The sequence below is a fragment of the Mesorhizobium sp. WSM4308 genome, assembly GCF_002294905.1.
GTDB lineage: Bacteria > Pseudomonadota > Alphaproteobacteria > Rhizobiales > Rhizobiaceae > Mesorhizobium.
Genome location: NZ_NSFW01000006.1, coordinates 244,446 through 268,232 on the forward strand (window position 1 = coordinate 244,446; position 23,787 = coordinate 268,232).

General features: G+C 65.2%; 23 protein-coding genes. 12 read left to right on the forward strand and 11 right to left on the reverse strand.

What is annotated here, in order from left to right:
• Positions 1 to 12 precede the first annotated feature (12 nt).
• The gene (locus tag CK227_RS13640; RefSeq protein WP_095773314.1) at positions 13 to 879 is read right to left on the reverse strand and encodes a helix-turn-helix domain-containing protein; all 867 of its coding nucleotides are present in this window, start codon (positions 877 to 879) and stop codon (positions 13 to 15) included.
• Between the two features lie 95 nt (positions 880 to 974).
• Here CK227_RS13640 and CK227_RS13645 point away from each other — a divergent pair, with 95 nt between their 5' ends.
• Positions 975 to 2,519, forward strand: a complete 1,545-nt coding sequence (locus CK227_RS13645; RefSeq protein WP_095773445.1) for a 4-hydroxyphenylacetate 3-hydroxylase N-terminal domain-containing protein — start codon at positions 975 to 977, stop codon at positions 2,517 to 2,519.
• Positions 2,520 to 2,525: 6 nt separating this feature from the next.
• Entirely contained in the window at positions 2,526 to 3,035 is a 510-nt protein-coding gene (locus CK227_RS13650) for a flavin reductase (RefSeq protein WP_095773315.1), read from the forward strand.
• Between the two features lie 31 nt (positions 3,036 to 3,066).
• On the opposite strand, the gene hpaR is transcribed toward CK227_RS13650, so the two are convergent.
• Entirely contained in the window at positions 3,067 to 3,462 is a 396-nt protein-coding gene (gene hpaR, locus CK227_RS13655) for a homoprotocatechuate degradation operon regulator HpaR (RefSeq protein ID WP_245318148.1), read from the reverse strand.
• Between the two features lie 212 nt (positions 3,463 to 3,674).
• Between hpaR and CK227_RS13660 the strand changes: the two genes are divergently transcribed.
• The 5 genes from CK227_RS13660 (at position 3,675) to hpaH (ending at position 8,506) form a co-directional block, all read left to right on the forward strand.
• Positions 3,675 to 4,061, forward strand: a complete 387-nt coding sequence (locus CK227_RS13660; RefSeq protein ID WP_095773317.1) for a 5-carboxymethyl-2-hydroxymuconate Delta-isomerase — start codon at positions 3,675 to 3,677, stop codon at positions 4,059 to 4,061.
• A 12-nt stretch (positions 4,062 to 4,073) separates the two neighbouring features.
• Positions 4,074 to 5,591 (forward strand): 5-carboxymethyl-2-hydroxymuconate semialdehyde dehydrogenase, encoded by a 1,518-nt coding sequence (gene hpaE / locus CK227_RS13665; protein ID WP_095773318.1) that lies wholly within the window; start codon positions 4,074 to 4,076, stop codon positions 5,589 to 5,591.
• A 15-nt stretch (positions 5,592 to 5,606) separates the two neighbouring features.
• Positions 5,607 to 6,587: a 3,4-dihydroxyphenylacetate 2,3-dioxygenase gene (gene hpaD, locus CK227_RS13670; RefSeq protein ID WP_095773319.1), complete on the forward strand. Its 981-nt coding sequence runs from the start codon at positions 5,607 to 5,609 to the stop codon at positions 6,585 to 6,587.
• A gap of 243 nt (positions 6,588 to 6,830) precedes the next feature.
• Positions 6,831 to 7,703 (forward strand): fumarylacetoacetate hydrolase family protein, encoded by an 873-nt coding sequence (locus CK227_RS13675; protein WP_095773320.1) that lies wholly within the window; start codon positions 6,831 to 6,833, stop codon positions 7,701 to 7,703.
• A complete protein-coding gene (gene hpaH / locus CK227_RS13680) occupies positions 7,700 to 8,506 on the forward strand; it encodes a 2-oxo-hept-4-ene-1,7-dioate hydratase (protein ID WP_095773321.1) in 807 nt (268 codons plus the stop codon). The genes CK227_RS13675 and hpaH overlap by 4 nt, the downstream gene beginning before the upstream one ends.
• 9 nt (positions 8,507 to 8,515) lie before the next feature.
• Here hpaH and CK227_RS13685 read toward each other — a convergent pair whose 3' ends face one another.
• The 6 genes from CK227_RS13685 to CK227_RS13710 are packed head-to-tail and all read right to left on the reverse strand — an operon-like array spanning position 8,516 to position 14,966.
• Positions 8,516 to 9,538: a phosphotransferase gene (locus CK227_RS13685; protein WP_095773322.1), complete on the reverse strand. Its 1,023-nt coding sequence runs from the start codon at positions 9,536 to 9,538 to the stop codon at positions 8,516 to 8,518.
• Positions 9,535 to 10,842 (reverse strand): aminotransferase class III-fold pyridoxal phosphate-dependent enzyme, encoded by a 1,308-nt coding sequence (locus CK227_RS13690; RefSeq protein WP_095773446.1) that lies wholly within the window; start codon positions 10,840 to 10,842, stop codon positions 9,535 to 9,537. The genes CK227_RS13685 and CK227_RS13690 overlap by 4 nt, the downstream gene beginning before the upstream one ends.
• Positions 10,843 to 10,879: 37 nt before the next feature.
• Positions 10,880 to 12,229, reverse strand: coding sequence for an aminotransferase class III-fold pyridoxal phosphate-dependent enzyme (locus tag CK227_RS13695; RefSeq protein ID WP_095773323.1), 1,350 nt, complete (start codon positions 12,227 to 12,229; stop codon positions 10,880 to 10,882).
• A gap of 21 nt (positions 12,230 to 12,250) precedes the next feature.
• Complete coding sequence (locus CK227_RS13700) at positions 12,251 to 12,919, reverse strand: HAD-IA family hydrolase (protein WP_095773324.1); 669 nt, start codon at positions 12,917 to 12,919, stop codon at positions 12,251 to 12,253.
• The gene (locus CK227_RS13705; RefSeq protein WP_095773325.1) at positions 12,916 to 14,196 is read right to left on the reverse strand and encodes a Tm-1-like ATP-binding domain-containing protein; all 1,281 of its coding nucleotides are present in this window, start codon (positions 14,194 to 14,196) and stop codon (positions 12,916 to 12,918) included. Before CK227_RS13705 ends, CK227_RS13700 begins: the two co-directional genes overlap by 4 nt.
• Positions 14,196 to 14,966 (reverse strand): IclR family transcriptional regulator, encoded by a 771-nt coding sequence (locus CK227_RS13710; protein ID WP_095773326.1) that lies wholly within the window; start codon positions 14,964 to 14,966, stop codon positions 14,196 to 14,198. The genes CK227_RS13705 and CK227_RS13710 overlap by 1 nt, the downstream gene beginning before the upstream one ends.
• A gap of 187 nt (positions 14,967 to 15,153) precedes the next feature.
• Here CK227_RS13710 and CK227_RS13715 point away from each other — a divergent pair, with 187 nt between their 5' ends.
• The 5 genes from CK227_RS13715 (at position 15,154) to CK227_RS13735 (ending at position 21,068) form a co-directional block, all read left to right on the forward strand.
• Entirely contained in the window at positions 15,154 to 16,602 is a 1,449-nt protein-coding gene (locus CK227_RS13715; protein ID WP_095773327.1) for an APC family permease, read from the forward strand.
• A 55-nt stretch (positions 16,603 to 16,657) separates the two neighbouring features.
• On the forward strand, positions 16,658 to 18,145 hold the full coding sequence (locus CK227_RS13720; RefSeq protein ID WP_095773328.1) for an aldehyde dehydrogenase: 1,488 nt from the start codon (positions 16,658 to 16,660) through the stop codon (positions 18,143 to 18,145).
• Between the two features lie 241 nt (positions 18,146 to 18,386).
• Positions 18,387 to 19,241: a MetQ/NlpA family lipoprotein gene (locus CK227_RS13725; protein WP_095773329.1), complete on the forward strand. Its 855-nt coding sequence runs from the start codon at positions 18,387 to 18,389 to the stop codon at positions 19,239 to 19,241.
• A 92-nt stretch (positions 19,242 to 19,333) separates the two neighbouring features.
• Positions 19,334 to 20,431 carry a methionine ABC transporter ATP-binding protein gene (locus tag CK227_RS13730; RefSeq protein ID WP_095773330.1) on the forward strand — a complete coding sequence of 366 codons (1,098 nt, stop codon included), beginning with the start codon at positions 19,334 to 19,336 and terminating at the stop codon, positions 20,429 to 20,431.
• Positions 20,412 to 21,068: a methionine ABC transporter permease gene (locus CK227_RS13735; RefSeq protein ID WP_095773447.1), complete on the forward strand. Its 657-nt coding sequence runs from the start codon at positions 20,412 to 20,414 to the stop codon at positions 21,066 to 21,068. The genes CK227_RS13730 and CK227_RS13735 overlap by 20 nt, the downstream gene beginning before the upstream one ends.
• Positions 21,069 to 21,151: 83 nt before the next feature.
• Here the strand turns inward: CK227_RS13735 and CK227_RS13740 are convergent, their stop codons facing one another.
• The 3 genes from CK227_RS13740 to CK227_RS13755 form a co-directional block, all read right to left on the reverse strand.
• Positions 21,152 to 21,613 (reverse strand): Fic family protein, encoded by a 462-nt coding sequence (locus CK227_RS13740; protein ID WP_348628967.1) that lies wholly within the window; start codon positions 21,611 to 21,613, stop codon positions 21,152 to 21,154.
• Positions 21,614 to 21,616: 3 nt separating this feature from the next.
• A complete protein-coding gene (locus CK227_RS13745; RefSeq protein WP_095773331.1) occupies positions 21,617 to 21,823 on the reverse strand; it encodes a hypothetical protein in 207 nt (68 codons plus the stop codon).
• A 272-nt stretch (positions 21,824 to 22,095) separates the two neighbouring features.
• Entirely contained in the window at positions 22,096 to 23,781 is a 1,686-nt protein-coding gene (locus CK227_RS13755) for a hydantoinase B/oxoprolinase family protein (RefSeq protein WP_095773448.1), read from the reverse strand.
• Between the last annotated feature and the right edge of the window lie 6 nt (positions 23,782 to 23,787).

Sequence of the window (23,787 nt, forward strand, 5' to 3'; positions counted from 1 at the left end):
CGAGGGCTTGCCTCAGCCCTGCAACTGCTTGCGCCGCCAGGCGGCAGGCGCTTCGCCTATCCGTTCGCGGAAGAAACGCGAGAAATAGGCGGGGTCGTCGAAGCCGATCTCGTAAGCGATGTCCTCGACCGTGCGCACGGTGAACAGCAAGAGCCGCTTGGCTTCCAGCAGCCGCCGCTCGCTGACGACGCGCTTGACGCCGCTGCCCAGCACCGCATGGGCAGCCTTGTCGAGGAGATGCGGCGTGGTGGCCAGCGTCGCGACGTAGCGGTCGACCGGCCAGTTGTCGCGGAAATGCGCATCGACAAGCCGGCGCAGGCCCATGGCCAGCGACGCATCGGAAGACGGTGCGGCGGCGACTGTCGCCGGCGCGAGACGCGCGATGTGGGAGAGCGCTACGGCAATCAGCGACGGCAGGATTTTGTCATTGCCGGCCTGCGCCTCGGCATATTCGGCGGCGATCATCTCCAGCACCGTCGCCAGCTTTTTCCATGCGGCGTGTCGGGGCAGGCCGTCGGCAAAGACCGGCCTGTCCAGCGGCAACAGGCTATGGCCGGCAAGGGCGGCGAGCGCATCGTCCGCGACGGAGACGACGATGGCGTCGGTGCCGGGGCCGATCGAGAAGCCATGCACGATGGTGCTCGGCACGAAGCTGACGGCCGGCGCCGAAAAGTCCCAGGCGCGGTCCTCGATGCGGTAGGTGCCGGAGCCGCTGGTCCAATAGGTGATCTGACCCATCTGCGGATGCTTGTGCGCTGCCACCTGGCCGAGATGGATGTTGCTGCGCGCAAGCACTGTCTCGACATGCAGGAAGCCGACATCGAGCGGCCGCACCGGCTCGCCATAGACGAAGAAATCGGGAATACCAGTTTCGCTCATGCCAGTGGAAAAAGTCCAAGCGGATTCGTGCTTTTGTCCATAAACCTTTGTAACGGCCAGCGCTATTGTTAACACGTTAAGGGAGGATGATGATGATGCGATCGGAAGATTTCCGGGCCGACACGAAACGCCCGTTCACCGGGGCCGAGTATCTGGAGAGCCTGCGCGACGGCCGCGAGGTCTATATCAACGGCGAGCGTGTGGCCGACGTCACCACGCATCCGGCGATGCGCAATTCGGTCCGCTCGCTCGCCCGCCTCTACGATGCCTTGCACGACCCGGCGCGGCAAGCGGCGCTGACCTCGCCGACCGACACCGGCTCGGGCGGCTACACCCACAAATATTTCCGCGTCGCCAAATCCTCTGGCGAACTCGCCGCCCAGCAGACGGCGATCGCGCAGTGGTCGCGCATGTCCTATGGCTGGATGGGGCGCACTCCCGACTACAAGGCGGCGCTGATGAACACGCTCGGCGCCAATGCCGACTGGTACGGGCCGTTCAAGGACAATGCGCTCGCCTGGCACAAACGGGCGCAGGACGCCGTGCTGTTCATGAACCATGCCATCGTCAACCCGCCGATCGACCGCCACAAGCCGGCCGAACAGGTGAAGGACGTGTTCGTCCACATCACCAAGGAGACGGATGCCGGCATCCATGTCTCCGGCGCCAAGGTGGTGGCGACGTCCTCGGCGCTGACGCACTACAATTTCCTGGCGCAGGGCTCGGCGACGGTCACCGAGGATCCGTCGCTGTCGGTGATGTTCATCGTGCCGATGAACGCGCCGGGGATAAAGATGTTCTGCCGCGTCTCCTATGAACAGACGGCCAATACGGTGGCGGCACCCTTCGACTATCCGCTGTCGTCGCGCTTCGACGAGAACGACGCGATCCTGGTGCTCGACAATGTCTTCATCCCCTGGGAGGATGTTCTGGTGCTGCGCGACGCGCAGAAGATCCTGTCGTTCCACCCGGCGTCGGGCTTCATGCATGGCTATTGCTTCCAGGGCTGCACGCGCTTCGCCGTCAAGCTCGACTTCCTCGCCGGTCTGCTCGCCAAGGCGCTGCGCGCCACCGGCGGCGACGCCTTCCGCGGCAATCAGGCGGCACTTGGCGAGGTGATTGCGCTCAGGCACATGTTCTGGAGCTTTTCCAACGCCATGGCCTACAATCCGATCCCGTGGGCGAATGGCGCGGTGCTGCCCAATCTCGACGCCGCCCTCGCCTACCGCACCTTCATGTCGGAAGCCTATCCGCGCGTCATCGACACGGTGCGCCGGGTGATCGCCTCGGGGCTGATCTATTTGCCGTCATCTGTGCGCGACTTCAACAATCCCGAGATCGACAAGTACCTGGCGCAATATGTGCGCGGCTCCAACGATATGGGCCATGTCGAGCGCATCAAGATCATGAAGCTGTTGTGGGACGCGACCGGCACCGAGTTCGGCGGCCGCCACGCGCTCTATGAGCTCAACTATGCCGGCGCACCGGAAGAGGTGCGGCTGCAGGTGCTGAAGGGCGCCGAACGCGGCGGGCGGCTGAAGGCGATGGAGGAACTGGTCGACACCTGCATGGCCGACTATGACGAGAATGGCTGGACTGGCGACACCTGGCTGCCGCCGCTGACCTCGACGGCTGGATGAACTCCGATGGCCACGCAGATCTCGAAAACCGATTTCCGCGACGCCATGGCCAGGGTCTGCGCGCCGGTCAACATCGTCACGACGGACGGCCCGGCCGGGCGCGGCGGCTTCACCGCCACCGCCATGTGCAGCGTTTCCGACGAGCCGCCGACGCTGTTGGTCTGCATGAACGGGCGTTCGACGCAGGCCGCCATGTTCCTCGCCAACCGGCGCTTCTGCGTCAATGTGCTGACGCATGACCACATGCACCTGGCGGGAAAGTTCGCCGGTGCGACAAGGGACATGGAGGCCCGCTATTCGGCGGCGCGCTGGCAGACGCTGACCTCGGGCACGCCGGCGCTGTCGGACGCGATCGTCAATTTCGACTGCGAGATCGAGGACGTGCATATCGTCGGCACGCACAATGTCATGATCGGCCGCGTCATCGACGTGCGGCACGGCGGCGGTGGCTCGGCGCTGCTCTATGTCGACCGCAACTACACGCAGCCGACACGGCTCGGAAGCTTTGGAGGGTGAGGCGGGGCGAACGACGCGGGACGGAGAGCGCTCAGCTCTCGCCGTCGATCAGCGCCTCCAGCAGATCGAGCAACTGCTCCAGCCGCTCATGGCCGAAGCGCTTTTCGATGTCGTCGTAGATGACGCGGCGTTCGGGGGACAGGGCGTCGATCAGGGCAGAGCCGGCCGGGGCGATGGTCAGGATGACGCGGCGGCCGTCGCCTTCCGCTTTGTTCCGGGTGATGAACTTTCGGCCCTCGAGCGCCTTGATGATGCGCGTCAGGCTGGGCGGCAGCACCGAGGCGCGATCGGCAAGCTCGGTCGCCTCGACCGGGCCGGCCTCGCTCAGCACGCGCAACACGCGCCATTGCTGTTCGGTCACGTCATGCGCGGCGAGCATCGGGCGAAACCGCGCCATCACCACTTCGCGGGCATGAAGGAGCGCCATTGGCAAGGAGCGGCGGGTGTTCTCGGGCAGCAAGTAAAATTCTCTCCAGCGCTGGCTTGCGATCGGCGGCGGGCTTTGCCCGGCAGCGCTGGCCGTCAAAGCCTGTCATCCCGTATCGTCGCCTCGGGCCGGATGCAAGGCTTGACTTCGGCGACATCACATGTAATTAACGCGTTAACTACAACAAGCAATGTTCCAGGGAACGAGACGCGGTGCCTCACTTCTCCATCGAGTATTCAGCCAATCTCGATGCCAAGGTCGACATGGCCGAATTGTGCGCGCTGGTGCTGCGCACCGTGCTCGACACCGGGCTGTTCGAGACCGGCGCGGTGCGGGTGCGAGCCTTCCGCGCCGAGGCCTACGCCATAGCCGACAATCTGCCGGAAAATGGCTTTCTCGACATGTCGTTTCGCGTCGGGGCGGGCCGCAGCGCCGAGGACAAGAAACGCACCGGCGATGCCGTCTTCAAGGCGGTGAGCGAATATCTGGCGCCGCTGTTCGAGACCCCGCATTTCGCTTTGTCCCTGGAGATCCGGGAAATCGATCCGGCGCTGAGCTGGAAGAAGAATGCCATCCACCCGCGGCTGCGCGGCAAGTGACGGAAAGCTGACATGTCCGACCTCGAAGGCAATCTGAAGAAGGCCGAGGCCTATCTGGCTCGTTTCAAGAGCGACGGCGTGCTGAACCAGATCGGCGGCGAACCGGTGCCGGCCGCTGACGGCTCGACCTTCGAGACGCTGTCGCCAGTCGACTTGAAGCCGCTGGCCAAGGTCGCGCGCGGCAGCAGTGCCGACATCGACCGCGCCGCCAAGGCGGCCAAGGCGGCCTTTCCGGCCTGGGCGGCCATGCCTGGCGAAGCGCGCAAAAAGCTGCTGCACAAAATCGCCGACGCGATCGAGGCGCGCGCCGAGGAGATCGCCTTCGTCGAATGCATGGACACCGGCCAGGCGCTGAAATTCATGGCCAAGGCTGCGTTGCGCGGTGCGGAGAATTTCCGTTTCTTCGCCGACCGCGCGCCGGAAGCGCGCGACGGCGAGACGCTGCGGACGACCGGCCAGATCAATATGACCACCCGGGTGCCGATCGGCCCGGTCGGCATCATCACGCCCTGGAACACGCCGTTCATGCTGTCGACCTGGAAGATCGCGCCGGCGCTGGCGGCAGGCTGTACGGTGGTTCATAAGCCGGCTGAGTTCTCGCCGCTGACGGCGCGCCTGCTGGTCGAGATCGCCGAGGAGGCCGGCCTGCCGAAAGGCGTCTGGAACCTGGTCAACGGGCTTGGCGAACATGCCGGCAAGGCGCTGACCGAGCACCCCGACATCAAGGCGATCGGCTTCGTCGGCGAGAGCCGCACCGGCTCGATGATCATGAAACAGGGCGCCGACACGCTGAAGCGTGTGCATTTCGAGCTCGGCGGCAAGAACCCGGTGATCGTCTTCGCCGACGCCGACCTCGAACGCGCGGCGGATGCGGCGGTGTTCATGATCTACTCGCTCAACGGCGAGCGCTGCACCTCGTCGTCGCGGCTGCTGGTTGAAGCCTCGGTCTACGACCGGTTCACCGATCTGGTGGCGGAGAAGGCCAAGCGCATCAGAATAGGCCATCCGCTCGATCCGAAGACCGTGGTCGGGCCGCTGATCCATCCGGTGCATGAGGAGAAGGTGCTGTCCTATATCGAGATCGGCAAATCGGAGGGCGCCGTGGTCGCTGCCGGCGGCGGCAAGTTCGCTGGCCCCGGCGGCGGCTGCTATGTCAGCCCGACGCTGTTTACCGGCGCCACCAACCGGATGCGCATAGCCCAGGAGGAGATTTTCGGGCCGGTGCTGACGGCAATCGCCTTCAAGGACGAGGCCGAAGCGCTGGCACTGGCCAACGACACGCAATACGGCCTGACCGGTTATCTCTGGACCTCCGACGTGACACGCGCCTTTCGCTTCACCGACGCGCTGGATGCCGGCATGATCTGGGTCAATTCGGAGAATGTGCGGCATCTGCCGACACCGTTCGGCGGCGTCAAGAATTCCGGCATCGGCCGCGACGGCGGCGACCATTCCTTCGATTTCTACATGGAGACGAAGAACATCGCCTTCGCCACCTCAGCGCATGCGATCCAGAAACTCGGCTGCTGACCGGAGGAGATCAGAATGCCCTTGCCCAAGCCCAACCTCTATCCGGCCTTCAACATCGTGCGCCTCAGCCATGTCGAGTTGGCGGTGACCGATCTGGCCAGATCGCGCGCCTTCTATGTCGACACGCTCGGCCTGCAGGTCACCGACGAGACATCGGGCGCCATCTACCTGCGCGCCATGGAGGAGCGCGGCCATCACTGCATCGTGCTGCGCAAGGCAACGACGCCGGAAGCGCGCGACCTCGGCTTCAAGGTCTTTTCGGATGAGGACCTCGACAAGGCGGCGCATTTCTTCAAGGGCAAGGGCCTGCCGGTGGACTGGGTCGAGCGGCCCTACCAGTCGCGCACCTTCCGCACGCGTGACCCGCACGGCATTCCGCTGGAATTCTATGCCGAGATGGCAAGGCTGCCGCCGATCCACCAGAAATACGCGCTCTATCGCGGCGTGAAGCCGCTGCGCATCGACCATTTCAACTGCTTCTCGCCCAATGTCGACGAGTCCGTCGCCTTCTACAACGAGCTCGGCTTCCGCGTCACCGAATACACGGAGGATGCCTCGAGCGGAAAGCTGTGGGCGGCCTGGACGCACCGCAAGGGCGGCGTGCACGACATCGCCTTCACCAATGGGATCGGACCGCGCCTGCACCATGTCGCCTTCTGGGTGCCGACGCCGCTCAACATCATCGACCTGCTCGATCTGATGGCGACGACCGGCTATCTCGCGAACATCGAACGCGGCCCCGGCCGGCACGGCATTTCCAATGCCTTCTTCCTCTATGTGCGCGACCCAGACAACCACCGCATCGAGATCTATTGTTCGGACTACCAGACGGTCGATCCGGACCTCGAACCGATCAAATGGGACCTCAAGGACCCGCAGCGCCAGACGCTGTGGGGCGCGCCGGCGCCGAAAAGCTGGTTCGAGGAAGGCAGCGCATTTGCCGGAGCGGAGGTGCGCCAGCCGGATCTGACGGCCTCGCCGATTGTGGCGCCCTGATGAGATTTGATCGATGACGGCATTCCTTCGCGCCCCCCTCTGTCCTGCCGGACATCTCCCCCACGAGGGGGGAGATTGGACGTCATCTCCGCCTTCGCCAATCTCCAACGCTGCAAGAAGAGCGCCATCCGTCCGAGCTGCCAATCTCCCCCCGTGTGGGGGAGATGTCCGGCAGGACAGAGGGGGGCGCCGTAGGGCTCCAACCTCGCCGATATTCCGCATCACCATCGGCGGAGCCGCCGCATGACCCCGTCACGCCTCGCCACCTTCACCGCCGGCGGCAAGGCGCGCTATGGCGCGGTCACAGGCAAGGGCGTCGTCGACCTGTCGGCCTGCTACAGCCAGTGGCCGACATTGCGCGAGGTGATCGAGGCCGGCGCCTTGCGGCGGCTGGCGGAAGAGGCGGAGGGGTTTGCCGCCGATTTTCCGCTCGACGCCGTCGCCTACGACATCCCTGTCCCGTCGCCGGAAAAGATCATCTGCGTCGGCGTCAACTATCCGGACCGCAACGAGGAGTACAAGGACGGGCAGGCGGCGCCGGCCAACCCGTCGCTTTTCATCCGCTTCCCGCGCTCCTTCGTCGGACACGGCGCGCCGCTGGTGCGGCCGCCCGAATCGCCACAGCTCGACTATGAGGGCGAGATCGTCATCGTCATCGGCAAGGGCGGCCGCCGCATCGCGGAGACCGACGCGTTCGGCCATATCGCCGCGCTGTCGCTGTGCAATGAAGGCACCATCCGCGACTGGGTCCGGCATGCCAAGTTCAACGTCACGCAAGGCAAGAATTTCGACCGCACCGGCTCGATCGGCCCGTGGCTGGTGCCGTTCACGGACGAGGCGCAGATCGCCGACATTACGCTCTCCACCCGGGTCAATGGCGAGCTGCGCCAGCAGGACCGCACCAGCCGCATGATCTTTTCCTTCCGCAAGATCATCAACTACATCTCGACCTTCACCACGCTGGTGCCAGGCGATATCATCGTCACCGGCACGCCGACCGGCGCCGGCGCCCGCTTCGACCCGCCGGTCTGGCTGAAGCCGGGCGACGTGATCGAGGTCGAGGCCGACGGGATCGGCGTGCTGCGCAACAGCGTCGTCGACGAGGCAGCTTCATGACCCCGGAACAGGTGGAAGACGCCGCCAACCGGCTGTTCGAAGCCGAGCGCTCGCGCCGCCAGATCCGGCTGCTCAGCCTCGATTTTCCCGACGCCACCATGGAGGACGCCTATCGCGTCCAGGCGGCGCTGGTGACGCGCAAGATCGATGCCGGGCTGAAGCCGAAGGGCTGGAAGATCGGCCTGACCTCCAAGGCGATGCAATATGCGCTGGCCATCGACACGCCGGATTCCGGCGTGCTGTTCGACGACATGTTCTTCAACGACGGCGCGACCATTCCCGCTGGCCGCTTCATCCAGCCGCGCGTCGAGGCCGAGATCGCCTTTGTCATGAAAGCGCCGCTCAAGGGGCCAGGGGTGACCCTCTTCGACGTGCTCAATGCGACCGGCTACATCACGCCGGCGCTGGAAATCCTCGACACGCGCATCGAACGCGTCAACGCCGAGACGAAGAAGGCGCGCAGCTTCTTCGACACGATCTCCGATAACGCCGCCAATGCCGGCATCGTTATCGGCGGGCGGCCGCAGCGGCCCGATGAAGCCGACATGCGCTGGATCGGCGCCATCGTCTCGCGCAATGCCGAGGTCGAGGAAACCGGGCTCGGCGCCGGCGTGCTCAACCACCCGGCCATGGGCGTTGCCTGGCTGGCCGACCGGCTCGCCCGCTACGGGATGTCGATCGCCGCCGGCGAAGTGGTGCTGTCGGGCTCATTCGTGCGTCCTGTGGAGGCGCGGCCCGGCGACACGATCGTCGCCGATTTTGGCAGTTCAGGCACGGTCAGCATTCATTTCGCCAAGGGCTGACGGTGCCGCCTATTCGCCGCGCAGATAGGCGATCACCACATCGGCCGCGATGTTGGACATGCGCAGGCCGACCTCCCTGGTGATGTCGCCTTCGACGCGGCTCTGCACCCAGCCCAGAAAGGCGAATGACCGCAGCGCGGCGAACAGCGGTAGCGCGGCGACATCGTGCGGCGTCAACGTCCGCTCCTGCCGGTAGCCCTCGAGCAGCGATGCCTCGATCAGCGGATAGAGCGGCTCCTGCCGGTTCTGATACAGGGCGACGGCAAGGTCGTACATATGCCAGCCAAAGCCGCAATCGTCGAAGTCGATGATGCGCACCGCGCCGTCATGGATCAGCACGTTCTCGCGCACCAGATCGGCATGGATGATGCCGAAGTTGCGAGGGCCGCGCTCATGCTCCGAAAGCGCCTTTGCGGCCTTGTCCCATGCCTGCAGAACAAGGTCGCGGCGCGGGCCATCGAGAAAGGGCGAGGTCTCGAAGCGGCCCCAGGTCGGGCTCGGGCCGAAGAAGCCGTCGAAATCCCAGGCATGGCGGGCAAAACCGGCGGGCGGCGTCCAGCTGGCGCTGATATTGTGCATCTGCGCGATGGTTCGGCCGATCGCGGTGAAGACCTGCCTTGCCTGTTCAGGAGTGTAGGCCAGGGGTACGCCCCGCGCGCCGACGGCGCGGCCTTCGAGCCAGCTCAGGCAATCGGCCTGGCGAGGCGGTCCTGAGGCGGCCTTCCTGACAAGCACGAAGAGATCGCCGGCCGGTGTCGGCACCGGAGACGGCGTGGCGATACCGGCGGATTGCAGAAAACTCATCCATTGCAGTTCCGAGCGCAGCGCGGCATCCGTGTGGTAGCCAAGCCGATGGATGCGCATGGCGGCCGGCTGGCCGTCCGGCAAAGAAACGCGGAAGACCGCATTCTCGCGGTATTTCAGCAGCTCCGGTTCGCCGTCGCGGACGCCCCAATGGGTGAGCGCATGCCGGGCAAGTGCGGTAACATGCGCTTCCGTCTCGGGCTCGGATCGCTCGGAAACCACGTTCACGCCGTCCCTCCGTCGACTTCATCGAGCACTTCGTCGAGCGTGCCGATCAGCAGATCGGCATGGGCGCGGGAAAACGGCATGGGCGGGCGGATCTTGAGCACATTGCCGTGGATGCCGGTCTTGCCCATAAGCACGCCACGGTCGCGCATCGCGTTGATGACGCGCCCGGCGATGTCGGGCGCGGCCTCGCGCGTCTCGCGGTCGTGGACCAGCTCGGCGCCGAAGAACAGGCCGGCGCCCCTGATCTCCCCGATGCAGTCATGCCGATCGGCCAGCGGCCGCAGCAGGCCGAGCGCATAGGCGCCGACATCGCACGCGTTGGCGACGAGGTTTTCGTCTTCCAGGACATCGAGGACGGCATTGGCGACCGCACAGGAAACCGGATTGCCGCCAAAGGTGTTGAAGTAGCGGAAGGCGTTGCGGAACGTCGACAGGATCTCTGTGGTGGTGACGACAGCGGCGACCGGGTGGCCATTGCCCATCGGCTTGCCCATGGTGACGATGTCGGGAACGAAGCCGGCGCGCTGATGGCCCCAGAAATGGCTGGCGGTGCGGCCAAAGCCGGGCTGCACCTCGTCGGCGATGACCAGACCGCCGGCCTCACGCACCGCCGCCACGGCGTCGTCGAAGAATCCGGTGGGCAGCGTCGGGAAACCCTCATTGGCGAGCAGCGGGCAGAGGATCATGCCGGACAGGCCGATGCCGTCCTTTGCCAGCGAAGCGATGGCTTCGCGCACGGCGTCGCCGAACGCCTTGCCGTTGGCCATGGCGTCGGGATGGCGAAAACTGTCGGGCGCCGGCACCAGCCGGACATAGGGCGCACGGCCGCCGACCGGAGGCATGCGCGTTGAGACCTGCGAAACGGCGGAAGTGTTGCCGTGATAGGTGGCGTCGGTGGCGATGATACCCATCTGGCCTGACGTCGCCTGCGCCATGCGCAGCGCGATGTCGTTGGCCTCGCTGCCGGTGCAGGTCAGGATGGCGGTGGACAGGCCGGCATCGAATGTCGCGGTCAGCCGCTCGACATAGTCGAGGATGGCGGTGTGGAGATAGCGCGTGTGGGTGTTGAGCAGGCCTGCCTGCCGGCACAGCGCCTCGACCACATGCGGGTGGCAGTGACCGACATGGGCGACATTGTTGTAGGCATCGAGATATTGGCGGCCGTCAGCGTCATAGAGCCAGACGCCTTCGCCGCGCACCAGATGGACCGGCTCGTCATAGAACAATTGCGATTTCGCGCCGAGCAGGCGACCACGCCGGCCAATCAGCGTTTCTCCAGCCGGTTTCTTCTGGGATTGAGCCATCTGCATGTATCAAAACTCCGTTGTATCAGCCGCTTTGTCAGGCCTTCGAGAGGCCGGCGTCCAGCGCTTCGCCAATCTTCGCCACATCGGCGGCGCTGATGATGAGGGGCGGCGACAGGATGATGTTGTTGCCGGAGACACGCAGCATGACGCCGGCCTCGTAGGCCGCCTCCGAAACCACGGCCATGGTCTTCTTGTCGGTCGGCTTCTTGGTCGCGCGGTCGGAGACCAGTTCCAGTGCCGCCATCAGGCCCTTGTACCTGACATCGCCGACGATGGCGTGCCGGGCCTTCAGCCCTTCCAGCACCGCCCCAAGCTCGACGCCGCGCGCGGCCGCGTTCTCGTTCAAACGGAGCCGTTTGGTCTCGGCAAGTGCCGCCAATCCCGCCGCGCAGCCGACCGGGTGGCCGGAATAGGTGTAGCCATGGCCGATCGAGCCAAAACTAGTCTTGTCGGCCTCGAAGACATCGGCCACCTTGGCGCCGATCAAGGTCGAGCCGAGCGGGAAATAGCCCGAGGTGATCGCCTTGGCGATGGTCATGAAATCCGGCTTCACACCGGTCAGCCGCGAGCCCGACCAGGCGCCTGTGCGGCCGAAGCCTGTCACCACCTCGTCGGCGATCAGCAGGATCTCGTGGCGGTCGCAGATCTCGCGCACCAGCGGCATGAAGCTTTCGTGTGGAACGATGACGCCGCCGGCGCCGAGCACCGGCTCCATGATGAAAGCGGCGATGGTGTCGCCGCCCTGGAAGGCGATCTCGTCCTCCAGCGCCTTGGCGCAGAGTTTGGCCAGCCGCGCCGGGTCGGTCTCGTCGAACGGGTTGCGGAAGGTCCAGGGTGCCGGGATATGGAACACGCCGGGCAGCAGCGGCTCGTAGTTGCGGCGGAAATTCGCGTTGCCGTTGACCGAAGCACCGCCGAAATGCGTGCCGTGATAACCCTTCTTCAAGGCGAGGAACTTGGTGCGGTCGGCCTGGCCGCGGATCTTCCAGTATTGCCTCGCCAGCCGCAGTGCCGTCTCGACCGAATCCGAGCCGCCCGAGGTGAAGAAGGTCCGCACCATGCCTTCCGGCGCGAACCATTCGGCGAGTTCGTAGGCGAGCTCGATCGACGGCCCGGTCGAGGTGCCGCGAAAGCCTGAATAGTAAGGCAGCGCGCCGAGCTGGTCGGCGATCGCCTTCTTGATCGGGTCGCAGCTGTAGCCGAGATTGACGTTCCACAGGCCTCCGACCGCGTCGAGCACGCTCCTGCCATCGATATCGGTGACGGTGACGCCCTCACCCTTCATGATCACCTTGGGCGGATTGGCCCGCATCTCGGCCGGATGCGCCATCGGATGCCAGATCGGCTTGGCATTGGTCTCGGTGAGGAAATTGATGTCGCGCATCACAAGGCTCCGCAAATGGTCTCAGGCAACTGGGACGAGGTCGAAATGGGCAAGGGCTTCGGCGTAGGAAAGCGCTGGCCGGGCAACGTCGAAATACACCGTGCGCATGCCGGCGGCATGGCCGCCATCGACATTGCGCTGCTGGTCGTCGACGAAGACACAAGCCTCGGCAGGCAGGCCTAACGCCTCGGTGACGAAACCATAGGCGCGGGCGTCGGGCTTGAGGATGCCGGTATAGGTGGCGTCGACGATCACGTCGAACAGGCCGAGCAGCGGCAGCCGCCGGCGAAAATCGGCACCGTAGAACAGGTCGAGTTCGTTGGACAGGATCGCCAGGCGAAAGCCGGCGGCATGAACGGCGCGGATGGCATGTTCGGCTTCGGGCCGCACCACCTTTTCCGGCTCGGCCCCCCGTGCGCGCTGGACGAAGGTTTCCATTGCCTGCCAGTCCTCTCCGACGAGACGCCCGACCTCACTGGTGCGGGTGCGCCAATAGTCACGCTCGCTGATCTCGTCGGCCTGCATCGAGCGCCACAGCGGATCGCTGGCTGGATCGAACGGGCCGCGCCATTGCAGCGTTCCCGGCTTCAAGCCGAGCGCCTGTTCGGTCAGGGCATGGGTCTCGAACAGCGTGCGGGTGACGACGCCGCCGAAATCGAGGACGAGCGCCTGGGCCGGAGCAGCGCTCACGCTGCCACCCCCTTGGCCGGCATGCCGCGCGGGATGATGCCTTCCTCGACCCAGCGGTCGAAGATCTCCAGTGCCTTGGCGACAAAATCGTCGCTGTTGATATGGGCGTCGATCTCGTGGAACTCGACTTCGGGGGAAATCGCCTTGCGCATCTCGTCGACGAAGGCGGCGAGGGCTTCCGGCTCATAAAGCGGCTCGCCCGGCATGTCCCACTCCTGGATGCCTTGGGAAGGCAGGATGAGGGCGGAGCGCCCTTTCGAGGCGCCGAGCTTGGCGGCGATGGTCCTGGCGACCTCGCGGCGGTCGTCGGCATCGACGGTGATCGAGGCGATCAGCCTGTTATGGGCGTGAAACGGGCGCTCGGAAAATTTAGCCGGCAAATCCTGCCAAGTCGGCAGGTCGACCATGTCCACCGCGCCAGGGGCGGCGATCTGCGGAATGCCGCGAGCGCCGGCATTTTCCAGCCGGTCATTGCCGGAGGAGACGACGGAACCGGCCAGATGGTTGGTGATCTCCTGCAGGCTGAAATCGAAGACGGCGCAGAAATGATCCTGGCCGGCGATCGATTCGAAGGCGCGGCCGCCCATGCCTGTGGTGTGGAAGACGGCGACATCATAGCCGCGGCGTTCCAGCGCCGGCTTCAGCGTCTTCATGTAGCGCAGGCAGGAGCTGCCGAGCGACGTCATGCCGATGGTGGGGCCGATCGCCGGGGCCGAGGCGCGGTTCTCCAGCAAGATCCTGGCCGCGCCGACCACCGCGCCGCAGGCCTGCGACAGGACCAGTCTGCAGATCGAGTTGAGGCCGTAGAGCCCGCCGGCCCAGAGGATCATCATCAGGTCCGGCGCGACGCGTTCGGGCGGGATCAGGTGCGAATAGGCGATGGTGGAGACGACAAATTTCGGCACGCCGAGCGGCAGGGAAAGCGCGACGTCGAGCGCCAGGTCAGTACCCATCGAGCCGCCTATGGCGATGAAGGCGTCGATCTCGCCATTGCGGTGCAGCTGGCGCACCAGTTGCACGGCCCCGCCCGCCATCAGCGTCATGGCGGTGTTCTCGTCACCGCTCGCGACGATCTCCTCGATCGTCACGTCGACGGCCCGGGCCACGGCGTGCTTGTCGTGATCAGGGCTGTAGGGCGGATTGCCCAGCACACTGACATCCATCATCACGGCGCTGCCGCCCGATGCCTCGATGCAGGCTTTCATGAACAGCAATTCGTCGGCCTTGGTGTCGCCGGTGCCGATGACCAGGATGCGGGGCGCGGTCTCTGCGGACATCAGGCCTGCCTCCTCAGACTTTGCAGATTGTCGCCATTGAGGCGCATCGAAATCTCCCGTGCCGTTGCCATGACCGCAAGTCCGCGTTGCGTGATGTCGGCCGTCGTCGTCCTGGCCTTCGGCGCGGCCACCGCGATGGTGCCGAGCGCGAAGCCGTCCGCCGCCAGGATTGCCGCCGCGACGGATATGACGCCTTCTTCCAGGCCCTGATCGCAGATCGAATAGCCGCGTTCGCGCGCCTCGGCCATGGAACGGGAAATGGCCGCGGGCTCGGTCAGCGTGTGCGCCGTGAAGGCTTCGAGAAGACCCGCCAGGCATGCCTTGACGGCCTCATCCCTGGCAAAGGCCAGATAGGCGATGCCCGACGCGGTCGAATGCAGGGGCAGAAGCTGGCCGATATCGATGTTGACGCGGTTCGCCCGGGCCGGATGCTCGACATGGACGGTGACCAGCCTGTCGATGCCGAATTCCGACAGATGCACGGTCTCGGCCGTGGCGCTGGCCAGATCCCGCACCAGCGGTACCGCGGTCCGCAGGAAAGGGAAGCGCGCCTCGCGGATGCGTGCCAGCCGCGACAGGCCGGCACCGAGCCTGTAGTGCCGCGTGGCGGCGTCCTGCTCGACGAAGCCATGGCCCGTCAGCGCCACCAGCAGCCGCCGCGTCGTTGCCTTGTCGAAGCCCGAGCGGCGCGCCAGATCGCTCAGCCCGAGTTCGGGTTCGGCCACGGTGAACAGCTCCAGAAGTGAAATCGCCTTGCCGACCGTACCCAATGCGTCCTCCCGGCATTTGCCTCCCAGCAGGGGCAATCAATTAACGTGTGAATTAACTTGACAGCAAGCCGCTTGGTTTGCAAGTCTATATTCAAAATAACGGTTCAAATAATGAACCAGCATCCAGAGCATATGGGACAGGCCATTCGGCCGGCGAGCCAAACCGGTTTGCAAACAGGAGGGACCAATGACAGCAGTTTCGGAACAGGCGCCGGCCAACAGGCTGCGCAAGAACAGTCTCGGCGTCGGCGCCATCACCTTCATGGTGATCTCGGCGGCCGCGCCCCTTACGGCGGTGGCCGGCGGCACGCCGCTCGGCATGCTGATGGGCAATGGCGCGGGCTTTGCCGGCACCTACCTGATCGTGACGGTGCTGCTGCTGCTGTTCGCGGTCGGCTATGTCGCCATGTCGCGCCATGTCGGCAATGCCGGCGCCTTCTATGCCTATGCCGCGCGCGGCCTGGGCGGTTTCGCCGGCGGCGCCACGGCGCTGATCGCCATCCTGTCCTACAATGCCATGCAGATCGGCGTCATGGGCCTGCTTGGTGCAGCCACCTCCGGCCTGTTCGCCGGCTGGGGCATCAACCTGCCCTGGTGGGTGTGGAGCTTCATCGCCATCGCCATCGTCGCCGTGCTCGGCTACCGCCAGGTCGACCTGTCGGCCAAGATCCTGACGGTTCTGGTGCTGTGCGAATATGCCGTGGTGCTGATCCTCGATCTGACGATCCTCAAGACCGGCGGCGACAGCGGCCTGTCGGCCGCGCCGTTCAGCTGGAGCCAGATCATTTCGGGCGCACCGGCCATCGCCATCCTGTTCTGCTTCGCCGCCTTCATCGGCTTCGAGGCGACGACGATCTATGCCGAGGAAGCCCGCGACCCCAAGGTCACCATTCCGCGCGCCACCTATTTCTCGGTGCTTTTGATCGGCGTGTTCTACATGGTCACCGCCTGGCTGATGGCGGTGGGCGCCGGCGTCGACAAATTGCTGCCGGCGCTGCAAGGCCTGCAGGATCCGACGACCTTCCTGTTCGGCTTGTCCGACCGCTACGCCGGAACGCTGCTGACCCACGCCATGAGCATCCTGTTCGTGTCGAGCCTGTTTGCCGGCGTGCTGGCGTTCCACAATGCGGTCGCCCGTTACATCTATGTCTCTGGCCGCGAGAAGCTGTTGCCGCAGTCGATCGGCGTGACGCATTCGGCGCATCAGAGCCCGCATGTCGCCTCGGTGATCCAGAGCGTGCTTGCTGCCCTCGTCGTCGGCCTGTTCGCCGTGCTCGGCCTCGATCCGGTGCTGGCGCTGTTTTCCTGGCTGACCAATGTCGCGACGCTCGGCGTCATCGTCATGATGGCGGTGGCCTCGCTGGCCGTGGTGATGTATTTCCGCGCCAACCCGTCGGCGCAGGAGAACGCGGTGAAGACCACCATCCTGCCCGGGCTGACCTTCATCGCCTTCGTCATCATCATCTATCTGATCGTCATCAATTTCGGCAGCCTGTCGGGCGCCGGCGGCTTCCTCGGCGTGTTCCTGCCCGGGCTGGTGCTGATCGCCGCGGTAGTCGGGCTGCTGCTGGCCGGCGCCCTGCGAGGCCGCGACCCGGTCGCCTTCGAGAGCCTCGGCCTGCCGCTGAAGGATTGAGCGAAATATCTGGGCGGCATACCAAGCCGCCCAGCCCACCTGAAATGAGAAGATCATGATCAGTCAAAATGCCATCGACACGCTGCGCCACACGGAGATCGGCACGCGCGGCCTGTTCATCGATGGCGCACAATCGCAGGGAATAGCCGGCGCGACGCTGCCGGTGATATCGCCGATCGACGGCCGCGTTTTCGCCAGCATCGCCGACGGCAATGCCGCTGATGTCGACCGCGCGGTGACATCGGCGCGCAAGGCGTTCGAAAAGGGTTCGTGGTCGCGCGCCGCGCCCGCCTTCCGCAAGAAGGTGCTGAGCAGGCTCGCCGAATTGGTCGAAAAGCATGCCGACGAACTGGCGGTGCTCGGCGTGCGCGACAACGGCACCGAGATCGGCATGGCCTACAAGGCAGAGCCGCTGTCCGCGGCCGGCACCATCCGCTACTACGCCGAGGCGATCGACAAGGTCTATGGCGAGATCGCGCCGACGGCAGAGAACGTGCTGGGCCTGATCCACAAGGAGCCGCTCGGCGTCGTCGGCGTCATCGTGCCGTGGAATTTTCCGCTGATGATCGGCGCCTGGAAGGTCGCGCCCGCCCTTGCCGCCGGCAATTGCGTGGTGGTCAAGCCGCCGGAGATCGCCTCGCTGACGCTGTTGCGGCTGGCGGAACTGGCGGCCGAGGCCGGCCTGCCCGCCGGCGTGCTCAACGTCGTCACCGGGCGGGGCGCGGTCACCGGCGAGGCGCTCGGGCTGCATATGGATGTCGACGCCATCGCCTTCACCGGCTCGGGGCCGGTCGGCCGACGGCTGCTCGACTATTCCGCCCGCTCCAATGTGAAGCGCGTCTTCCTCGAACTCGGCGGCAAGTCGCCCAACATCGTCTTCGCCGACGCCCCGGACCTGAAGCAGGCGGCGGTCGTCTCGGCCAACGGCATTTTTCGCAATTCCGGCCAGGTCTGTGTCGCCGGCTCGCGCCTGCTCGTCCAGGCATCGGTCTATGACCGTTTCATGGACGAGCTTGTCTCGGCGACCACGCGGCTGAAGGTCGGCGATCCGCTCGATCTCACCAGCGACATCGGCGCGGTGTCGAGCGCGGAACAGCTGGACAAGAACCTCGGCTTCGTCGCCCGGGCGCAAATCGAAGGTGCACGCCTGGTCACCGGCGGCGAACGCATCCTGGCCGAGACCGGCGGCAGCTACATGGCGCCGACGATCTTCGAAAACGTCACGCAGAACATGCAGCTTGCCCGCGAGGAGGTGTTCGGACCGGTGCTCGGCGTCATGCGTTTCGATACCGAGGAAGAGGCCGTGCGCCTTGCCAATTCCACCGTCTACGGGCTCGCCTCCGCGGTGTGGACCGCCAACCTCTCCACCGCGCACCGCATGGTGCGCGCCATCAATGCCGGCGTCGTCCACGTCAATACCTATGGCGGCGCCGACATCACCGTGCCGCTCGGCGGCGTCAAGCAGTCCGGTTTCGGCCGCGACAAGTCACTGCACGCGCTGGAGAAATATCTGGAGCTGAAGACCGCCTGGATCGCGCTGTGAGGGCCCGCTGGGCCTCCAGAATCTGATCCCTCCCGATTGCCCCGGATCGCAGCGCTACATCGCCGCGGTCGATCCAATGGCGTCTTGTGCTCCCGCCCTTCAAATTTTTGAGAGAATATTCCGGGCTTTGCCGAGAACGGCGAAACACGTTCTTTGATAAACTCGATAGAATTTCTGACGATGTGACCAAGCCTGGGCAATCCGCCTTGCTGCCATGACTTCACAACCGCAGAGATCAATCATGTCCGACGTCAACAACACTTTGCCATCTTCCCTTTGGTCAACCATCAACCGCCGCAGCGGCCTGGCTCTGCTGTTCGCATCCGCCGTCGCGGTCGGCAGCCTGGTGGCGCCGCATGCGTCTTTCGCCGAGGACAAGAAGGCGATCAAGGTCGGCATCATCAGCGGCGAGGACGAGGATGTCTGGCGCGTCGTGGTTGCCCAGGCCGCCGAAAAAGGCCTGACCATCGAGACCGTGGTGTTCAACGATTACACCCAGCCCAACGAGGCGCTGGAGCGCGGCGAGATCGACGCCAACGCCTTCCAGCACCAGCCCTATCTCGACAACCAGATCAAGACTCAAGGCTATCACATCGTGCGCGTCGGCTACACCGGCGTCTGGCCGATCGGCCTCTACTCCAAGAAGTACAAGGCGGTCGCCGATCTGCCCGAGAGCGCGGTGATCGGCGTGCCGAACGACCCGTCCAATGAAGGCCGGGCGCTGCGCGTGCTGCAGAACGAGGGCGTGATCAAGCTGAAGGACGGCACCGGCATCCTGGCGACCACGGCCGACATCGCGGAGAACCCCAAGAAGGTCGAGATCAAGGAACTCGACGCCGGCATCGTCGGCCGCTCGGTCGAGGATCTCGATGCCGCCGTGGTCAACACCGACTGGGCGCTGAAAAGCGGTCTGACGCCGGAAAACCGCATCGCGCAGGAGCCCATCGCTGACAATCCCTACCGCAACTTTATCGCTGTCAAGGTCGGCAATGAGAACTCGGCCTGGGTGAAGACGCTGGTGGCCTCCTACCAGAACGACGCGGTGAAGGCCGAGTTCGACAAGGTCTACAAGGGCACCGGCCTCAGCGCCTATTGATCCGCGACCGGACGCCCGGTTCGAGAGCAAATGCGGTCCGCGCCTGAGCGCGGGCCGCACTTGCGTTTTCGATGGCGAGAACAGGAAACCGTATGAACCAGCATATCACGGCATCCAGGGAGATCGCCGATCCGCCCCACGCCGGACCCGACCTGTCGCAAGACGTTGTGCGCCTTGTCGACCTGAGGCGCCGCTTCGGTGCCACGCCGGCGATCGACGGCATCTCGCTGACGGTGCGCAAGGGCGAGATCCTCGGCATTATCGGCCGCAGCGGCGCCGGCAAGTCGACGCTGATCCGCTGCCTGAACGGGCTGGAGCGGCCCGATTCCGGCAAGGTCTTCATCGAGGGCCGTGAGATCAGCCGGCTCGGCGAGCGCGACCTGCAGCCGTTGCGGCGGCGAATCGGCATGATCTTCCAGCATTTCAACCTGCTGTCGGCCAAGACGGTCGAGGACAATGTGGCGCTGCCGCTGAAGATCGAGGGCCGTCCGAAGGCCGAGCTGCTGGCGCGGGCGGCGGAGCTGCTCGAGCTCGTTGGCCTGTCGGAGAAAGCCCGGGCCTATCCGGCATCGCTGTCAGGCGGCCAGAAGCAGCGCGTCGGCATCGCCCGGGCGCTGGCCGCGCGGCCGGCGCTGCTGTTGTCGGACGAAGCGACATCGGCGCTCGACCCGGAGACGACGCGCTCGATCCTCGCGCTGCTGAAAGACATCAACCGGCAGCTTGGGCTGACCATCCTGCTGATCACCCATGAGATGGAAGTGATCCGCTCGATCGCCGACCGTGTGGCGGTGATCGACACCGGGCGCATCGTCGAGCAAGGCCCGGTCTGGTCGGTGTTCGCCGAGCCGCAATCGGACATCACCAAAAGCCTGCTCGGCGCCATCCGGCCGCAACTCCCGGCCGAACTGGCGGCGCGGCTGCTGCCGGCTTCCGGCGCGGAGACGATCCTGCGCGTGGACGTGGCCGGCGAAGCGGCAAGCGGCCCGCTGCTGTCCGACCTTGCCATTGCTGTTCCGGGCGCCTTCCGCCTCGTCCATGGCGGCATCGACCATATCCAGCAGCAGCCGGTCGGGACGCTGTTTCTCTCTGTCGCTGGCAGCGATGCAAGCCACCTCGCTGCCGTCATCACATTCCTGAAGGCCCGCCAGGCGCGGGTGGAGGTGCTTGGCCATGTCGCCAGTCCTGTTTGAGCTTCTGCTGCGGTCGATCTGGGAGACGGTGCTGATGACGGCCGCCTCCGGTCTGATCTCGCTGGTCTTCGGCCTGCCGCTTGGACTTGCCCTGATCGCCACCGAGCGCGGCGGCATCGCCGAGAGCCTGTGGGTCAACCGCGTGCTCGGCGCAATCATCAACGGCTTCCGCTCGGTGCCGTTCATCATCCTTCTGGTGGCGCTGATCCCGCTGACGCGGCTGATCGTCGGCACCTCGATCGGCACATGGGCGGCCATCGTGCCGCTGTCGATCGCCGCCACGCCGTACTATGCGCGCATCGCCGAAGTGTCGCTGCGCGAGGTCGACCACGGCCTGATCGAGGCGGCGCGCGCCATGGGCGGCAACCGCTGGACGATCATCCGCGAGGTGCTGGTGCCGGAGGCGCTCCCCGGCATCGTCGCCGGCTTCACGGTGACGCTGGTGACGCTGATCGGCGCCTCGGCCATGGCCGGCGCCATCGGTGCAGGCGGCCTCGGCGACCTCGCCATCCGCTATGGCTATCAGCGATTCGAGACCTCGGTGATGGTCGCGGTGGTGATCGTGCTGATCATCCTGGTGTGTGGCATCCAGTGGGCGGGGGATCGATTGGTGGCGCGGCTGGATCGGCGGGGATGACCCGGCGAGCTACGCGATGATGTCTTCGATGAGAGCCTGTAGTGGTGCCTCGGACCCACTGAAACTGTCTATCATGGCCTGAATCACCCGAACGTGAAGCCTGCGTGCTCGGCGAGCATGGCCAGGAATGTAAGATGGGTACGGCCATTGCCTTCACGAAATGGGTGAACGGCATTGATCTCCGCGATGATGTGCGCCAGATGCTTCGCAAAGCTGACTCTGTCAAGATCAGCCAGGTGGTCGGGGTTGCCGAGTTCGCGGAACACCCGAGCCATCTCACTGGCTATGTGCTCAGGATAACAGAACCAGCTGCCGGCCTTGCCGATGCGGATCGTGCGCGCCTGACCCGCCCAGCCATAGACATCCTGGAACAAGTGCTGGTGCACGTAGTCGAGTTCGCCTGCCGGAAGAGGCTCATCGGCGCGAGTCAGGAACAGGGCGAGCTCAACCTCATCGAGTTCGGCCTGATCGCGGACGTCCAGCAGATTGATGAGCACCGTCGTGCCGGGATAGCAGAGCGGATCGAACTCGGCAGCGTAGGCCAATGTCTATTTCTTTTTGCGGATTTCTTCCTTGATGAGCGAACGCCGCTCATCACCGGACAGTCCGCGCCGCACGCCCTGGCTAAGTATTTCACCCATGCGAGGGGAGAGCTTCATGCCTTCCACGGCGCTGATTTTCTCGCCGCGCACGCTCGTCAAGACGAACTGGCCTGTCTTGGCCGAACGGATGATTCTTGAATTGGGAGCCTTCATTCGCAAATCATATCATGGACCCGGAGGGGAAACCAAAACGATTCCAGGCAAGCCGGGCTACCCCCTCAATCTCATACCCTCGGGATCGAAGAACGGCATCGGCGCCAAGCGCAGATGCGCGGTCGCCAGCGCCTTGCCGTCGTCTTCGTAGCCGAACTCCACCCCGCAACAGGAGCATATGGCATAGCTCGGTTCTCTGCCGCTCTCGCCCCACGGCATGTCGGGGGACTGATCGAGGCCGCAGACACGGCACTTGAACTTGCCCTGAGGGTTCATTTGGTCCCGAACAAATCCTTGGCTTGCTCGGCTGTATAATAGCCAAGCCGGACGTCGCGCGCGACCAATTCCGGGTCGCGCTGGCGCGGGTCGCCGTAACCGCCGCCGCCGGGCGTGCCAACGCGCACGCGGTCGCCGGCCTTGAGCGGAATGTCCTGCTCCTTGGACAGATGCGGCGGCACGTGTTCGACGCCGCCACGGAAGACGGTCACGCTGTTGGGTTCGCCGTCCTTGCCGCCAAGCGCGCCTTGCGGGCCGAAACGGCCGTGATCCATGACGAAGGAGGCCCGCGCATCGCCACGCAGGATCTCGACCTCATAGGCGAGGCCGAAACCGCCGCGATGCTTGCCCGCGCCGCCCGAGCCTTCGCGCAAGGCGTAGTGGCGATAGAGCACCGGAAAGGCCTGCTCCATGATCTCGACCGGCGGCGATTTTGAAATGCCGATGGTCGAGCAGCCATTGGTCAGCCCGTCATGGCCCGAATTGCCGCCATAGCCGCCACCGGAGATCTGGTACATGACGTAATCGCGGCCGCGCGCCGGGTCGTTGCCGCCGAGCGCGAAATTGCCGCTGGAGCCGGCGGGCGCCGCCGTCACCTTGTCCGGCAGCGCCTGCACCATGGCCGCGAACACCGCCTCGGCGATGCGCTGCGAGACTTCCGCCGCGCAGCCCGAAACCGGCCTTGGGTACTTGGCGTCGAGGAAGGTGCCTTCCGGCCGCTTGACGATCAACGGCTCGAAGGCACCGGCGCTGATCGGCACGTCCGGAAAGATGTGGCGCATGGCGAGATAGACCGAGGACAGGGTCGTCGCCAGCACGCTGTTCATCGGTCCGGCGCAAGGCTTGGACGAGCCGGCGAAATCGAAGACCAGCGTGTCGCCTTGTTTTTCCACCGCAAGGGCGATGGTCAGCGGCTCGTTGACCACGCCGTCGGAATCGACGAAGGCCTTCGAGCGATAGGTGCCGTCGGGAATGGCCGCAATGTTGGCGCGCATCTGCTCGGCGGCCCGGCGGCGCAGTTCGGCGATCGCCTCGACAACGGTTTCGTCCCCGTAACGATCCAGTATTCCATTGAGCCTATCCTGGCCGATCAGCAGCGCGGCGGCCTGGGCCCTGATGTCGCCGATGCGCTGGTCGGCGACGCGGATGTTGGAGCAGATGATGGCGTAGATCTCGGGATCGAGCACACCCTTCTTGAACAGTTTGACCGGCGGCAGCCGCAGGCCTTCCTGTTCGACCGCCGTCGCCGAGGCCGAGAAGCCGCCGGGCACCGAGCCACCAATGTCGGGCCAGTGGCCGGTGTTGGACAGCCAGCAGAAGATCTTGCCGTCCCGGTAGACCGGCATGGCGAAGCGCACATCCATCAGATGCGTGCCGCCAAGATAGGGATCGTTGACGATGTAGATGTCACCCGGCTCAGGGGCCAGGCAACGGCCATCGGCGATCATCTCGATCACCGTTTTCGTCGAATATTGCATGACGCCGACGAACACCGGCAGGCCCTGGCTTCCCTGCGCGATCAGCGAACCGTCGACGGCGGAATAGATCCCGTCGGAACGGTCGTTGGCTTCGGCGATGACCGGCGAGAAGGCAGCGCGGGAGAATGTCAGGTCCATCTCGTCGCAGACCTGCTGCAAGGCCGCCTGGAGGACCGAAAGGGTGATGGCGTCGAGCTTTGCCATGTCAAT